Genomic DNA, 14,428 nt, shown 5'->3' with positions numbered 1-14,428 from the left:
TAATCCTGATCGGTATGCGTGCCGAATCCTGCTGGTGATTCAAGGCCGGACGCCCGAAAGCCGGCGGGCGTTCATCCCGGCCGGTCGGGCGTCGGCAGCCCCGCGGCATGGCGGGCGATGCGCCAGCCGAAGACCAGCGCCGGGCCGATGGTGGTGCCGGGCCCCGGATAGGTGCCGCGGAAGATCGAGGCCAAGTCGTTGCCCACCGCATAGAGGCCCTCGATGGGCTGGCCGGCATGGTCCAGGACCCGGCCGTGAATATCGCCCGCCAGCCCGGCGCTGGCGGCAAGGTCGGCCGGCCGGACGGCCAGCGCGTAGAAGGGCGCGTCGCCGACCGGGCCCAGGCAGGGATTGGCGCCGCCCGCGTCCTTGTCGCCGTTGAAGCGGTTCATCGCGCTGCCGCCGCGCCCGAATTCCGCATCCTGCCCCGACGCGGCAAAGCGGTTGTAGTCCCGCACCGTCCCCTGCAGCGCCGCCGCGTCGACGCCGATCCTTCCGGCCAGCGCGGCAAGGTCGGGGGCCTGCACCAGGTATCCCGCCTTCAGCAGCCGCCTCAGCCCGCGCCCGCCCGGCAGGACCAGCCCCAGCCCATAGCGGCGGATGAACCCCGCGTCGCAGATCAGCCAGGCCGGGACCGAGGGCGCCTGCGCCCGGATCTGCCCCATGCTGAAATCGTGATAGCTGTCGCTTTCGTTCACGAAGCGCCGCCCCGCGGCATTCACCGCCAGCAGCCCCGGTTTCGCCCGGTCCAGCAGGATATGCGGCCAGACCGCCAGATGGCCGTCGGCGCGGCGATAGCTGGAACAGGGCATCCACAGCGCCGGGCTGTCGCCGCCATCGTCCAGCCGCGCGCCGATGCGCATCGCGGCCTCGGCGCCGTCGCCGCTGTTCGTGCTGGGCGCCAGCGACAGATCGCGCGCGGGTTCGGGAAACAGCCGCTGGCGCAGCGCCCGGTTCCAGCCGATCCCGCCGGTGGCCAGCACCACGCCGCGCCGGGCGCGGATGGTGCGTTCGCCCTGCGGGGTGCGCAGCCGGGCGCCGGTGACGCGGCCATCCTGGACCAGCAGGTCGGCCAGGGCGGTGTCGAACAGCAGCGGCACATTCCGCCGGCGCAGGCTGAACAGCAGGCGGGCGACCAGCGCATTGCCCATCAGCAGCCGCGTGCCGCGCGGGTGGCGCAGCCGGTCCTTCAGATAGTTCAGCACGATGCCGGTCCCCAGCCGGAAATTCGCCAGCGAGGCGAAAGGGTGCAGCAGCGCGTCGATCTCGGTCCGGCCGACCATCATCCCGCCCAGCCCCATGAATTCGGGCCGGGGCGGGCGGATGCGGCGGAAATCCGCGCCCAGCCTGCGGCCGTCGAAGGGCAGGGGGCCGATGGCCCGCCCGCCATGGGCGCTGCCCGGCCCGTCCAGATAGTCGGGATGGGCGGGTGACGCCGCGAATTGCACCTCGGTCCGCGATTGCAACTCGTCGATGGCCGCCCGGCCCGAGGCCAGGAAGGCCAGCCGCAGATCCTCGCCTCCGCGGTCGCCGACGACATGGCGCAGGAAGGCCGCCGCGTCGCGGGCGTCGTCGGGCGCGCCGACCGAGGCGCCAAGCGAATTGCCCGGCACCCAGGTGGTCCCGCCCGAGGTCGCGGTGATTCCCCCGACCTGGGCGGTCTTTTCGCAGATGACGACCGACAGGCCCTCCAGCGCGGCGACAAGCGCCGTGGTCATGCCCCCGGCGCCCGCGCCGCAGACCAGAAGGTCGACGGTTTCGGGCAGGGTGTCGTCATTGGTCTGCGTCATGCGGGGATCGTCCTTCCGTCAATGCGACATGAGAACCGGCAGCGGCGCCTCGGCCAGCATCAGGTTGGTGACGCCGCCCAGCAGGTCCTCGTGGAACTTGCTGTGCTCGTAGGCGCCGATGACCAGCAGCCCGGCGCCGAAATCCTGCGCGGCGTCCAGCAGCGCGCGGCCGGCGCCGCCGCGCTTCTCGGGCAGGATCTCGGGGCGCGCATTGACCCCGTGGCGCTGCATCAGGTTCAGGATCGTCGCGCCCTCGCGCTCGGGCGGGGGCTTGCCGATGCTGACCAGCAGCACCTCGGCCGCGGCGGTCAGGAAGGGCATCGCGTCCACGACCGCCCGCGCGGCATTGCGCTTGCCGTCCCAGCCGATCAGCACCCGCTGCGGCAGCTCGCCCGCCGCGTGGCGCGGCGGCGTCACGATCACCGGCCGGCCGGCGCGCAAGGCGACCACGTCGGGCCGCGCCGAGAAATGCGAGCGGTCGGGTTCCTCGGAATGCCGGCCCATGATCACCAGGTCGAAGCCGCGCGCGGTTTCCGCCAGCGAAAGGCTGCTGTCGCCCGCGACCGTCAGGAAATCGGCGCGGGCCGGATCGCCGCGCTCGGCCATCACGGCGTCGAACCGCTCGCGGATCTCGGCCACGGTGTCGGCATCGCGTTCGGCCAGGATCTCCTCGATGTCGCGCGGCAGGACCCCGCGCCAGTTGCGCTGCAGCGTGTTCAGCCCGTGCCAGGCCAGGCCGGTCACATGCAGCGGCCAGTGGCGTTGCAGGGTCAGCGCCATCTCGAGGCTGGCGCGGCCGTCCGCCTCGCCGGAATAGGCTGCCAGGATCGACTTGAACGTCATCTTCCTTCCTCCTCTTGCTGATTCGGGCCGGCAGGGATCCGCGCGGCCGCGTCCAGGATAGCGCGGGTCGTCCGGGCGGCGCGTTGAGCCGTGTCAAGTGGCGAAAGCCGGTTGGTCAGGTCCGCGACCTCGACCGAGATCATGCAGCCTTCGGGAATGGCGCGGGCAAGGCCGGTCAGGTCGATCGCGCCCTCGCCGGGCATCAGCCGCCCGCCGCGCGCCACCGCGATCAGCCCCTCGTCGCCGGGATCATAGGGGCGGGGGCCGTCGCAGAACTGCACATAGTTGATCAGCCCGGCGGGCAGGGCGCGGATCTCCTCCAGCGTGGTGGGGGCGCGGTCGAAATGCAGCGCGTCGATCAGGATCGCGCCGTTGGGCTGGGCGGCCGCCTCGACGATGCGCCGGGCGGTGGCCAGGTCGGGCACCGCCGTCCAGGGCATGAATTCCAGGTCGCCGCTGAGCCCGAAGCCCGCCGCCGCCTCGCAGAAGCGGGCATAGCTGCCGGTCAGCCGCGACAGGTCGCGGTCGTCGCCCGCGACCAGCACGTGGCGGGCCTGGAGGCGGGCGGCGCGTTCCAGGAAGGGCAGGCAGGATTCGGGGTCGAAACCGGCGTTCAGGCGGATGATCTCGACATCGGCCACGCCCAGCCCAGTATCGCGCAGCGCGGCAAGCGTGTCGGCCAGCACCCGGTCGTCGGTCAGCAGCGGGTAGGGACCCTCGCCCGACAGGGCGGCGGGCAGCAGGCGCAGGCCGACCGCCGCGAAACCCGCCCCGGCGGCCGCCTCGATCATCCGCGCGGGCGGGATGCCGGGAAGCGTCAGGAAGGCCAGTGACAGGGGATGCGGCATGTCGGTCTCCTTCATCGGGCAGTGTCAGGCTAGGGGCGAGCCGGCGGCGGGAATGGCGATCAGCGATTCCATCTCGGATTTCAGCCAGTCGGGGCCGCCCTTCGGCGGCCAGACGCCCGCCGCGACCGCATCGGCGCGCGCCTTGCCGCGGGCGGCAATGTCGGCATAGGGCCAGATATTGACGAAGCGCGGCGAGCCGTCCAGCGCCCGCATCGCGATCAGGCAGTCCGAGAAATCCCCGCGCGCCGGCAGCGCCTCCTGCCATTTCGCCACCGTCTGCGGATAGCCGCCACCAATGCGGAACGGATAGGTGCGGAATTCGTAGACCCCGCCATACCGGCCGGGCCGGACGGGTTTCATGAAGGGAAAGGGCTCGTAACTGTCCAGCGACAGGTCGGCCAGAACCTCGCCGCAGCCGAAGGGGCTGGTGCTTTCATGGGTGCGCCGGCGCTCGGCCAGCAGGCTTTCGGCATCGTCGAAGCCGCGCAAGACCAGCATCCGGTTCAGCCGGCCGATATCGACCATCCACATGCCCAGCAGCCGGCCCCGGCCCTCGGCGGCGAAGGCGGGCACGCCCTCCAGCGCGCGGGGTGCGCTGCCCATCGGCAGAAACAGCGTGGCAAGTTCGTAATATTTCACGGCAGGGTCTCCTGTTCAGGGGTTCTTGCAGGCAGGCCGGCCAGGTCGCGGCCGGCGATGAAGCCGAATGTCATGCCGGGGCCCAGGTTGATCCCGCCGGCGGGATAGGTGCCGCCCATGAGGCTGGCCGCGTCGGTGCCCACCGCATAGAGCCCCGCGATTGGCGCCCCCGCGCGGTCCAGCACGCGGGCGCGGGCATCCACGGCAAGTCCGGCGAAGGTGCCCAGGCTGCCCGGCACGACCTCGACCGCGTAGAAGGGGCCACTGCCGATCGGCGCGACGCAGGGATTGGGGCGCTGCGCGGGATCGCCGCCGGCACGGTTATAGGGCGTCTCGCCCCGGCCGAATTCCGGGTCGCGGCCATGGCGGGCATGGTCGTTCCAGGCCGCGACCGTCGCCTTGAGCCCCTCGGGGTTGATGCCGCAGGTCCGTGCCAGCTCGCGCAAGGTCCTGCCGCGCTTCAGATAGCCCGACCGCAGCGACGCGCGCAGCGGCACCGGTGCGGGCTTGGCATGGCCCAGCCCGTAGCGGCGGACGAAGCGGTGATCGGCGATCAGCCAGCAGACCGGCCGCTGCCCCGCGGGCGTCACCTCCAGCAGGCTGCCGATGAACTGGTGATAGCCGTCGGCCTCGTTGGCGAAGCGGCGCCCGTCGGCGGTCACGGCGATCAGGCCGGGCTTCGCCCGCTCGATCAGATGCGGGAAATGGCCTGGAGGGCCGTCGCGGCGGGGCACCAGCGAGACGGGCGCCCAGCTGGCCGGATGGGCCAGCCCGTTCGCGACATGGCCGCCGGCGGTCTCGCCAAGGCCGATGCCGTCGCCGGTATTCTGCGGGGTCGCGGCGGTCCAGTGTTCCCGCCCCGTGGGGCAATGCGGGAAGCTGGCCCTGCGCCGCGCGGGATCGGCGGGATAGCCGCCCGCCGCCAGCACCACGCCGCGCCGGGCATGGATGCGCCGCCCGTCGCCCGTCACCACGCCGCCGACGCGCCCGCCCTTCGCCAGCAGCGCCGCGACCGGGGCCAGCGTGCGGATATGAACCCCCTTGGCGAAGGCGATCTCGGCCAGCCGGGCGATCAGCGCGTTGCCGTTGACCAGATGCGTCCCGCGCCCGTGCCGCGCAAGGTCCCACAGGTGGCGCAGGACGCGGCGGGCCACATGGACGAAGGACCGGGCCGAGCGCGCGGCCTGCAGGAAATGGCCCAGATCCTGCCCCGAGGCGATGCCCATGCCGATGAACGCGGTCTCGGCCTTGGGATGGCGCAGCCGGTGCAGGTCGCGGCCCAGACGCCGCCCGTCGAAGGGCGCCACCGTGACCGAGCGCCCGCCGGTCCCCGCGCCGGGCAGATGGCCCAGCATGTCGGGAATGGCATTGCCGTCGCGCCACGCCATGCCCAGATCGCGCAGGAAGCCGACCATTTCCGGCCCCGCCGTCAGGAAGGCCTCGATCCGCGGGGCGTCGTAGCCATTGCCAAGCGCGACGCGCAGATAGGTGCGGATCCTGTCGGCGGGCTCGCGGATCCCGGCCTCGCGCGCCAGCGGGTTCAGCGGGATCCACAGCCAGCCGCCCGACCAGGCGCTGGTGCCGCCGAAACGGGCGTGCTTTTCCAGCACCAGGACCGACAGCCCGTGATGCGCCGCCGTCACCGCCGCCGCCAGCCCCGAGGCGCCGGAGCCGACCACGATCACGTCGACGGTTTCATCAAGGGGTGCTGCTGCGTTCATGACAGGGGCCTGTGGCTGGGGACGGCGATCGGGTCAGGGACGGGGGATGCCGAAATCCTCGGGCGAGTTCTTGGTGACGCCCGCGTCATGCAAGAGCCAGCTGGACACCGATTGCCAGTTCCGCAGGAAGGCATCGGCTTCCGCGCCCGAGATGTTCATCATCAGGTTGCCGCGATTCTCGACCAGCTTGCGGAAATCCTCGCTTTCGGCGGCGGCGGCAAAGGCCGCGACCAGCTTTTCGCGGGCCTCGTCGGGGGCGTCCCTGGCGACGAAGACCCCGTAGAACGGCCCCCAGGGCAGGAAGCGCGCCAGCTCGGGCAGGGTTTCCGTAACCGGGGGCACGCCGGGCAGCTGGTCCAGCGGCTCGGATTCGATCACTGCCAGCGCGCGGGCGCGGCCCGCGTCGATCATCGGCTTGGCGACCGACAGGCTGGTCGGGATGAAGTCCACCGCGCCGCCCAGCATGGCGGTGAAGCCGGGACCCTCGCCGTCGAAGGGCACCGCGTTCACCTGGAAGTCGGTCTCGGCGCTGATCATCGTCTCGACCACATGGGACAGGCTGCCCGGCCCCATGGTGCCCATGCGCAGCTTGCCGGGCTGGGCCTGGGCGGCGTCCAGAAGGTCCTGCAGGCCCTGATAGGGCGAGTCCGCCGGCACCGCGATCACCACCACGCCGCGCGCCGGGATATTGACCGGATAGAAATCGCCATAGTCGGAATCCGCCAGCCCCAGCACCTTGTAGAGCTGCGGGTTCTCGGCGCCGAACAGCAGCGTATAGCCATCGGCGCGCTGCGCCTGGGCGAAGCGCATCCCGATCACGCCGCTGCCGCCGCTGCGGTTGTTCATCACGATGCTGCGGCCGAGCATCTGATCCGCGACGGGTTTCAGCGCCCGGCTGACCGTGTCAGTCGCGCCGCCGACGCCCCACTGGATGATGCCGGTCAGGTCGCGGTCGGGATAGTCCTGCGCCAGCGGTGCGGTCGATGTGAAGGCCAGCGCCGTCGCGGCGCCAAGCATCAGCTTGCGGATCATCTGGGTTCCTCCTCCTTGTTGGTAATGGTCAGGCGGCGCCGGCTTGGCGGGTGAAGAACGCCACCATGCGCGCCGCCACGCCGTCGAACATGCCAAGCCCGGTCATCGTGGCGCAGCCGGCGGCCCGCGCACGGGCGATCAGCGGCGTCACCTCGGGCCGGGTGACGCAATCGGTGACGAACTGGCCGGGATGCAGGGCCCTTGGATCGACGGGGAAGGGATCGTCGGGACCCATCCCCAGGGGCGTGGCATTGGCGATGATGTCATGGCCGGCCGGGTCCGGGCCGCCGGCCTGCGCGCGGCCGGGAAAGCGCGCCGTCAGCCGCTGGACCAGATCGTCGCGGCGCGCGGCATCCGCGTCATGGATGGCGATCGAACCCGCCCCCTGGTCCAGGAATTCATAGGCGATGGCCGATCCCGCCCCGCCCGCGCCGACCAGCAGGACCGAGCGGCCCTCGATCCGCCCGCCCTCGGCCCGGATGCCCGCGACATAGCCCTGGCCGTCGCAGTGATCGCCCAGCCAGGCGCCATCCGCCTGCCGGCGCAGGACATTGGCCGCGCCCAGGAAATCCGCGCGATCGCTCAGCCGGTCGCAGATCGCCGCGGCCGCGAACTTGTGCGGGATGGTGACGATGAAACCGTCCAGATTGCCAATCCGCTTCAGGCCGTCGACGACCGCGGCGAAATCGCCGGGGCGGACATGGGCCGGCGGCACGATGGCGTTCAGCCCGGCCTCGGCCAGCCGACGGCCCAGCAGGGCGGGCGATTTCACCTGCGCGATCGGGTCGCCCAGAATCGGGATGAGCCGCGTTTCTCCGTCCAGTCGCATCGGGCAGAATCTCCTCCTGTTCCGGTGGGAACTTGCCAGAAATCAAATAACAGTCAATAGTTGAATTATGTTCCAATTTTAAGGCGAGCAGCTTCCGATCTCAAGTTCAAGGTCCAATGCACTGGTACAAAATGGAAATCTTCATGGCTTGCCCTGACAAAAAAACTGGAATACTGTTCCACTTCGGAACTGGCAGGTGTGTAAAATGCTGGCGGAGGTGGGATGAGTTCGTCGCTTGAACGTGGTCTGGCGCTTCTGGATCTGCTGTCGAAGCGGCCGGATGGCATGGCGGTGGGGCAGATCGCGTCGGAACTGGACCTGCCGCCAAGCGGGGTCCACCGGATGCTGAAGCAGCTGGTCGAATATGGCTATGTCCACCAGGAGGGCGCGAAGGGCGTCTATGTCCTGGGGATGAAGCTGCCCGCGCTTGGCCTGTCCTATCTGGCGCAAAGCGGGATCACCGATGTCGCGCAGCCGATCCTGGACCGCCTGGCCGCCGAGAGCCGCCACCTTGTCCGGCTGAGCGTCATCGACGGCGACAGCCTGGTCTGGGTCGCGGTGGCGCAGGGGGCGACGACCGGGCTGCGCTATGATCCGGGGCGCGAGCAGGGGGCGACGGCGCATCTGGCAAGCTCGGCCAGCGGGCTGGCCTGGCTGTCGACGATGAGCGACGAGGCCGCGCTGATGAAGGTCGCGCAGCAGGGGTTCACGCAGGAATTCTCGGGACCCGGCGCGCCGGGCTCGGCCGCGGCGCTGATCGCCCGGCTGGAGGAGACGCGCCGCAAGGGGTTCGCGATCACCACCGACAGCTTCATCCCCGGCATGGCGGCCATCGCCGCGCCGATCCTGCGCCGGGACGGCCGCGCGCTGGGGGCGGTCTCGATCGCGGGGCCGTCGATCCTGCTGGACGCGGCGCGGATGGAGGAGCTGGGCCCGCCGCTCCTCGCGGCGGTCGAGGAGATGTCGCACGCGGCGGGCGCCTCGATCTATTTCAGGCGCCGGATCGAGGAGATGGCCTAGGCCGCAGGCCCGCGCGGCGGGTTGTCCCAGCTCTCGCGGGCGATGGCGGCGGCCATTTCGCGGCGGAACCGCTCGATCGCATATTCGGCGAAGCTGGACAGCTGCCGGCCCTTCCGCGACACCACCCAGGCGGTGATGCCGGCGCTTTCGGCCAGCGGGCGCCGGGCGACGCCGGGCATGTAGACCTCGGCCACGGAGAATTCGTCGATGACCGCCACCCCCAGGCCGTGCCGCACCAGGCTGACCACGGTCTGCGCGAAGCGCCCGCGCATCGCATAGCGCAGCGGGATGCCCGCCTCCGCGAAGGGCTGGGCCAGGATCGCGCCATAGGGGTCCCTGGGGTCGACGCCCACGAAATCCTCGCGCGCCAAGTCATGAACCGAAATCGAGCTTTTCGCGGCAAGAGGATGATTTTCCGGCACGATGGCGACAAGACGGCCTCGGGCCAGCAGCACGTTGTCCAGGGCGGGATTGTCGATCGGCGAACTCATCACCACGAATTCGCCGCGGTCCAGCAGAAGGTAGTCGACCGTCTCCTCGATCTTCAGGATGTTCAGGTCGATGAACAGGTCGGGAAAGCGCTTGCGGACCCCGCGGATGGCGCGGGCGGCGATGAACTGCGCGATCGAGGGGGCCGAGGCGAAGGACAGCCGCACATCCTCGCCCTTCTTCAGCGCGGCGACGGCGGTGTTCAGGTTCTCCATCTGCCGATGGACCTGGTGGACGATCTCGAAGATCGTCTCGGCCTCCGAGGAGGGAACGAACAGCCCCGCCTTGCGTTCGAACAGGCGGATGCCAAGCGATTCCTCGGTATGCTTGACCAGCCGCGAAATGCCGGGGGCCGAGACGTTCAGAAGCTTCGCCGCACCCTGGATGGTCCCCGCCATCATCACGGCGCGGATCACTTCCACCTGGCGCAGCGTCAGTTCCTTCATTCCCGGATGGACGCAGAAGCCCCCGCCTGCGTCAAGCCCGCCCGAAAGGCATCGCGTAACTTTGTGTTAATCAAACGGACAACCATATACTTGCCGTTATTTCCGTTCCTGCCATGCTTGAGGGATACCCATCGTCACGGAGGATGCGATGAAAACCTCGATCGCCACGGTCTCGATCTCCGGCAGCTTCCGCGAGAAGCTGGCGGCCATTGCGCAGGCGGGTTTCGACGGGATCGAGATTTTCGAGCAGGATTTCCTGGCCTCGGACCATACGCCGCAAGAGGTCGGGCGGATGGTGCGCGATCACGGGCTGGAAATCACCCTGTTCCAGCCGTTCCGCGATTTCGAGGGCCTGCCCGAACCGCATCGCGGCCGCGCCTTCGCCCGTGCCGAGCGCAAGTTCCAGCTGATGAACGAACTGGGCACCGACCTGGTCCTGGTCTGCTCGACGTTGCATCCGCAGGCGATGGGCGGCATCGACCGCGCCGCCGCCGATTTCCGCGAGCTGGGCGAGCTGGCCGCGACATACGGCATCCGCGTCGGCTATGAGGCGCTGTGCTGGGGGCGCTATGTCAGCGACCACCGCGACGCCTGGGAGATCGTGCGCCGCGCCGATCACCCCAATGTCGGGCTGATCCTGGATAGTTTCCACACGCTGGCCCGCAAGACCGATCCCGACACGATCCGCAGCATTCCCGGCGACCGGATCTTCTTCGTCCAGCTGGCCGATGCGCCGGCGATCGAGATGGACCTGCTCTACTGGTCGCGCCATTTCCGCAACATGCCGGGCGAGGGCGACCTGGATGTCGGCGCCTTCACCCGCGCGGTCCTGGCGACCGGCTATGCGGGGCCGCTGAGCCTGGAGATCTTCAACGACCAGTTCCGGTCCGGCCTGCCCCGGCTGGTGGCGCAGGACGGCATCCGCAGCCTGATCGCGCTGGCCGACCAAGTGCGTCGCGACGAACCGGCGCTGACGCCCGACCTGCCCGACTTTCCCGCCCCGGCCCCGGTCGAGGATTGCGAATTCGTCGAATTCGCGACCAGCGCCGAGGACGCGCCCGCGCTGGAGGCGCTGCTGGCCTCGGCCGGGTTCGAACATGCGGGCCGGCATCGCTCGAAACAGGTCTCATTGTGGCGCCAGAACGGCGTCAACCTGCTGGTGAATGCGGAAACCGAGGGCTTCGCCCACAGCGCCTGGCTGACCCACGGCACCGGCGTGTCCGAGATCGCGCTGCGCGTTCCCGATGCGCAGGACAGCTATGACCGCGCCGTGGCCCTGCGCGCCTTGCCCCATGACCCGGCCCATCAGCCCGACGAGCTGGACATCCCCGGCATCCGCGGCGTCGGCGGCAGCGTCATCCGCTTCGTCGACGGCAAGTCCCGCCTGTCCCGGCTGTGGGAGGTCGATTTCGAGGTCAGCAATCCCGACCCGGCGGGGGCGGGGCTGGTGCGGATCGACCACCTGGCGCAGACCATGGCCTATGAGGAAATGCTGAGCTGGTCGCTGTTCTACACCACGCTGTTCAAGGCCGACAGGACGCCGATGGTCGATGTCGTGGACCCCGACGGGCTGGTGCGCAGCCAGGCGATCCGGGCGGGCGCGCTGCGGGTGACGCTGAACGGCGCCGAGGCCCGCCACACCCTTGCCGGGCGCTTCATCGAGGAGACCTTCGGCTCGGCCGTCCAGCATATCGCCTTCGCCAGCGACGACATCTTCGCGACGGCAAGGGCGATGGCGGCGCGCGGCTTTCCGGTGCTGAAGATCGGCGCCAATTACTTCGACGACATCGAGGCCCGGTTCGGGCTGGACCCCGCGCTGATGGCGCGGCTGCGCGCCCATGACATCATGTATGACGAGGATGGCGCGGGGCGGTTTTTCCAGTTCTATAGCCAGCCGCTGGCAGGCGGGCTGTTCTTCGAGATCGTGCAGCGCTGCGACGGCTATGACGGCTATGGCGCGCCCAATGCGCCCTTCCGCATCGCCGCGCAGAAACGCAGCATGCGCCCGGCCGGCCTGCCGCGCGTCAAGGGCTGAGGCGCCCCGGCGTCAGGCCCCGGCGGGGGCCCGACGAGTTTCAGGCTCAGGCCGCGCGGCGACGCTCGGCGGCGGTGGGCATGCCGGGCTGGTCCCAGTCGCGGCGGCGCCATTGCAACAGCCCGATCAGGCCGATCAGCAGCAGCGCCGGGACATACATCCATTCCGCGGTCATCCGGTCGGTATTGGGCAGCAGCACGCGGCTGACGTTCTGGCCGGCCTCCAGCCCCAGGCGGTCGGCTTGGCTGCGGAAGGCGACGTTCATCACCTGGACCTGGCCGCCGAACTCCATGATCTGGACGCCCGCGGCGTTCAGCCGCTCGGCCCCCGGCCGCCCGGCCTCGCCCATCGGCAGCTGCGCCAGCCGGGTATAGTCCTGGCCCGACAGGTCCATCCCCTCGACCTCGAAGCGCAGGAAGCCGCCCTGCGGCACGGCCTCGGCCAGCGCGACGATCTCGGCGGCGGGCTGGTCGGTATAGGGGTCCTCGATCCGGTCCATGAAGAAGCCGGGGCGGAACATCATGAAGCAGGCGAACAGCAGCACCGCCGATTCCCACAGCCGGCTGCGGGTCACGAAGATGCCCTGCGTGACCGAGACGAAGATCAGCATCCCGATCAGCGATCCGACCACCACGACCACCAGATGCAGCCAACTGCTGATGCCGATCAGCAGAAGCTGCTGGTTGTAGATGAAGATCAGCGGCAGGATCGCGGTGCGCATCTCGTAGCGGAAGGACTGCACCCCGGTCTTCAGCGGATCCGCGCGCGAGATCGCCGAGGCCGCGAAGGAGGCAAGCCCCACCGGCGGCGTCACATCGGCCATCAGCCCGAAATAGAAGACATAGAGGTGAACCGCCACCAGCGCGACCGCCAGGCCGTTCAGCGTGGCGACCTCGACGATGACCGGGGCCAGCAGCGTCGCCACGACGACATAGTTCGCTGTCGTCGGCATCCCCAGCCCGACCACCATGCAGATCAGCGCCGTCATCAGCAGCATGATCAGCAGGTTGCCGCCCGATGCGGTGATGACCAGTTCCGCCAGCACCAGCCCGATGCCGGTCAGCGCCACGGTGCCGACCACGATCCCGGCGGCGGCGGTGGCGATGCCGATGCCGATCATGTTGCGCGCGCCGGTGACCAGCCCCTCGACGACATCGACCGCCCCGGCCTTCAGCGGCGCGATCCAGTCGGCTTCGCCCCGGAACAGCGCGATCAGCGAATGCTGCGTCGCCACCAGGAACAGCAGCGCGCAGGTGCCGTAGAAGGCCGAGAGGCCGGGCGACAGTTCCTCGACCATCAGGCACCAGACCAGGATGAAGACCGGCAGCGCGTAATGGATGCCCGCCGGGGCGATCCTGGCCGCGTCGGGCAGGCCCTGGGCCAGCTTCTCGGGGTCGTCCTCCTCCAGGTCCGGGAAGCGGGCGCGCACCGCGATCAGCGCGACATAGATGGCCAGCGTGCCGATGGCGACGGCCCAGCTGGCGCTGGCGCCAAACAGGCTGCGCGTCCAGCCCAGCCCGTAATAGACCGCCGCGCTGAACAGGATGAAGCCGGAGATGGTCATGCCGCCGATGGCAAGGCTGACCGCCCCCGAGCGGTGCCGCACCCGCGGCAAGCCCGACAGGCGGTATTTGCGCGCCTCGATATCGACGACGTAGAACAGCGACAGATAGGTCAGCAGCGCCGGGATGATCGCGTGCTTGACCACCTCGGCATAGGCGATGCCGACATATTCGGCGATCAGGAAGGCGGCGGCGCCCATGACCGGCGGCAGGATCTGGCCGTTGACCGAGGCCGAGACCTCGATGGCGCCGGCCTTCACCGCCGGATAGCCGGTGCGCTTCATCAGCGGGATGGTGAAGGTGCCGGTGGTGACGACATTGGCCACCGAGGACCCCGAGATCAGTCCGGTCGCGGCCGAACCCAGCACGGCGGCCTTGGCCGGTCCGCCGCGCAGGTGGCCCAGCAGTCCGAAGGCCACCTTGATGAAATAGTTGCCCGCGCCGGCGCGCTCCAGCAGGGCGCCGAACAGCACGAACAGGAAGACGAAGCTGGTCGAGACGCCAAGGGCGACGCCGAAGACGCCCTCGGTCGTCAGCCAGTATTGCGAGGCCGCGCGCGACAGCGAGGCGCCGCGATGCGCCAGAAGCCCCGGCAGATGCGGCCCCAGGAAGGCATAGGCCAGAAACAGGCTGCCCACGATCGGCAGGGCGATCCCCAGCGACCGCCGCGCGGCCTCCAGCAGGAACAGCATCCCGGCCACCGCCACCACCAGGTCCATCGTCGTCGGCAGGCCGGGCCGGCGGGCAAGCTCGGTCTGGTAGAGATACAGGTATCCGGCGCAGAAGGCCCCGGCCAGCGCGAAGACCCAGTCCAGCACCGGGACCCGGTCGCGCGGCGAGCCGACGAAGGCGGGATAGGCCATGAACACCAGGAAGATCGCGAAGGCCAGGTGGATGGCCCGCGCCTCGGTCGCGTTGAAGACCCCGAAGCCAAGCTGGTAGGGCAGCGGCGAGGCATACCACAGCTGGAACAGCGACCAGGCCAGCGGCACCAGCAGCAGCAGAAGGCGCGTCGGGCGGTCGGCGGGGCTGCGCCCGCCGGTATCGGATTCCGCGACCATGCGGGCAAGCTCTTCGGCCTGCCGGTCCCTGTCGGTGCTTGCAGCATTCATGAGCCGGATTCTCCCTGCGGTTCTTGTTATCTTGTCGTGACCGGAGGCCGGGGCGGGCTTCT

The 14,428-nt window shown here is 69.9% G+C and carries 11 protein-coding genes; 2 read left to right on the top strand and 9 right to left on the bottom strand.

Going from position 1 to position 14,428, the window contains the following annotated elements; genetic code table 11:
• Positions 1 to 71 precede the first annotated feature (71 nt).
• The 7 genes from C9E82_RS03115 to C9E82_RS03085 are packed head-to-tail and all read right to left on the bottom strand — an operon-like array spanning position 72 to position 7,702.
• On the bottom strand, positions 72 to 1,790 hold the full coding sequence (locus tag C9E82_RS03115; RefSeq protein ID WP_119898036.1) for an FAD-binding protein: 1,719 nt from the start codon (positions 1,788 to 1,790) through the stop codon (positions 72 to 74).
• 18 nt (positions 1,791 to 1,808) lie between these two features.
• Positions 1,809 to 2,633 carry a universal stress protein gene (locus C9E82_RS03110; protein WP_119898035.1) on the bottom strand — a complete coding sequence of 275 codons (825 nt, stop codon included), beginning with the start codon at positions 2,631 to 2,633 and terminating at the stop codon, positions 1,809 to 1,811.
• On the bottom strand, positions 2,630 to 3,481 hold the full coding sequence (locus tag C9E82_RS03105; protein WP_119898069.1) for a sugar phosphate isomerase/epimerase family protein: 852 nt from the start codon (positions 3,479 to 3,481) through the stop codon (positions 2,630 to 2,632). Before C9E82_RS03105 ends, C9E82_RS03110 begins: the two co-directional genes overlap by 4 nt.
• Before the next feature lie 24 nt (positions 3,482 to 3,505).
• The gene (locus tag C9E82_RS03100) at positions 3,506 to 4,120 is read right to left on the bottom strand and encodes an NIPSNAP family protein (protein WP_119898034.1); all 615 of its coding nucleotides are present in this window, start codon (positions 4,118 to 4,120) and stop codon (positions 3,506 to 3,508) included.
• Positions 4,117 to 5,841 carry an FAD-dependent oxidoreductase gene (locus C9E82_RS03095; RefSeq protein WP_119898033.1) on the bottom strand — a complete coding sequence of 575 codons (1,725 nt, stop codon included), beginning with the start codon at positions 5,839 to 5,841 and terminating at the stop codon, positions 4,117 to 4,119. Before C9E82_RS03095 ends, C9E82_RS03100 begins: the two co-directional genes overlap by 4 nt.
• 33 nt (positions 5,842 to 5,874) lie before the next feature.
• Positions 5,875 to 6,873, bottom strand: a complete 999-nt coding sequence (locus tag C9E82_RS03090) for a Bug family tripartite tricarboxylate transporter substrate binding protein (protein WP_119898032.1) — start codon at positions 6,871 to 6,873, stop codon at positions 5,875 to 5,877.
• A 28-nt stretch (positions 6,874 to 6,901) separates the two neighbouring features.
• Complete coding sequence (locus tag C9E82_RS03085; protein ID WP_122449195.1) at positions 6,902 to 7,702, bottom strand: shikimate dehydrogenase family protein; 801 nt, start codon at positions 7,700 to 7,702, stop codon at positions 6,902 to 6,904.
• 222 nt (positions 7,703 to 7,924) lie between these two features.
• Between C9E82_RS03085 and C9E82_RS03080 the strand changes: the two genes are divergently transcribed.
• Positions 7,925 to 8,722, top strand: a complete 798-nt coding sequence (locus C9E82_RS03080) for an IclR family transcriptional regulator (RefSeq protein ID WP_119898872.1) — start codon at positions 7,925 to 7,927, stop codon at positions 8,720 to 8,722.
• On the opposite strand, the gene C9E82_RS03075 is transcribed toward C9E82_RS03080, so the two are convergent.
• Entirely contained in the window at positions 8,719 to 9,657 is a 939-nt protein-coding gene (locus C9E82_RS03075) for a LysR family transcriptional regulator (protein ID WP_119898871.1), read from the bottom strand. The two genes, C9E82_RS03080 and C9E82_RS03075, sit on opposite strands and share 4 nt — an antisense overlap.
• A gap of 148 nt (positions 9,658 to 9,805) precedes the next feature.
• Here C9E82_RS03075 and C9E82_RS03070 point away from each other — a divergent pair, with 148 nt between their 5' ends.
• Positions 9,806 to 11,692 carry a bifunctional sugar phosphate isomerase/epimerase/4-hydroxyphenylpyruvate dioxygenase family protein gene (locus C9E82_RS03070; protein WP_119898870.1) on the top strand — a complete coding sequence of 629 codons (1,887 nt, stop codon included), beginning with the start codon at positions 9,806 to 9,808 and terminating at the stop codon, positions 11,690 to 11,692.
• A 46-nt stretch (positions 11,693 to 11,738) separates the two neighbouring features.
• Here C9E82_RS03070 and C9E82_RS03065 read toward each other — a convergent pair whose 3' ends face one another.
• Positions 11,739 to 14,366 carry a TRAP transporter permease gene (locus tag C9E82_RS03065; RefSeq protein ID WP_205962189.1) on the bottom strand — a complete coding sequence of 876 codons (2,628 nt, stop codon included), beginning with the start codon at positions 14,364 to 14,366 and terminating at the stop codon, positions 11,739 to 11,741.
• Positions 14,367 to 14,428: the final 62 nt, after the last annotated feature.

It is taken from the genome of Paracoccus sigandri (assembly GCF_003709565.1).
In the GTDB taxonomy this organism is placed as follows: domain Bacteria; phylum Pseudomonadota; class Alphaproteobacteria; order Rhodobacterales; family Rhodobacteraceae; genus Paracoccus; species Paracoccus siganidrum.
Note: the sequence above shows the minus strand (reverse complement) of the source record. Positions and strands in the feature narration are given on the sequence as shown.

Bases quoted from the DNA above. Each gene is read 5' to 3' on its own strand.
- C9E82_RS03085 (WP_122449195.1), bottom strand. From the start codon at position 7,702: ATGCGACTGGACGGAGAAACGCGGCTCATCCCGATTCTGGGCGACCCG.
- C9E82_RS03105 (WP_119898069.1), bottom strand. From the start codon at position 3,481: ATGCCGCATCCCCTGTCACTGGCCTTCCTGACGCTTCCCGGCATCCCG.
- C9E82_RS03075 (WP_119898871.1), bottom strand. From the start codon at position 9,657: ATGAAGGAACTGACGCTGCGCCAGGTGGAAGTGATCCGCGCCGTGATG.
- C9E82_RS03095 (WP_119898033.1), bottom strand. From the start codon at position 5,841: ATGAACGCAGCAGCACCCCTTGATGAAACCGTCGACGTGATCGTGGTC.
- C9E82_RS03065 (WP_205962189.1), bottom strand. From the start codon at position 14,366: ATGAATGCTGCAAGCACCGACAGGGACCGGCAGGCCGAAGAGCTTGCC.
- C9E82_RS03115 (WP_119898036.1), bottom strand. From the start codon at position 1,790: ATGACGCAGACCAATGACGACACCCTGCCCGAAACCGTCGACCTTCTG.
- C9E82_RS03080 (WP_119898872.1), top strand. From the start codon at position 7,925: ATGAGTTCGTCGCTTGAACGTGGTCTGGCGCTTCTGGATCTGCTGTCG.
- C9E82_RS03110 (WP_119898035.1), bottom strand. From the start codon at position 2,633: ATGACGTTCAAGTCGATCCTGGCAGCCTATTCCGGCGAGGCGGACGGC.
- C9E82_RS03070 (WP_119898870.1), top strand. From the start codon at position 9,806: ATGAAAACCTCGATCGCCACGGTCTCGATCTCCGGCAGCTTCCGCGAG.
- C9E82_RS03090 (WP_119898032.1), bottom strand. From the start codon at position 6,873: ATGATCCGCAAGCTGATGCTTGGCGCCGCGACGGCGCTGGCCTTCACA.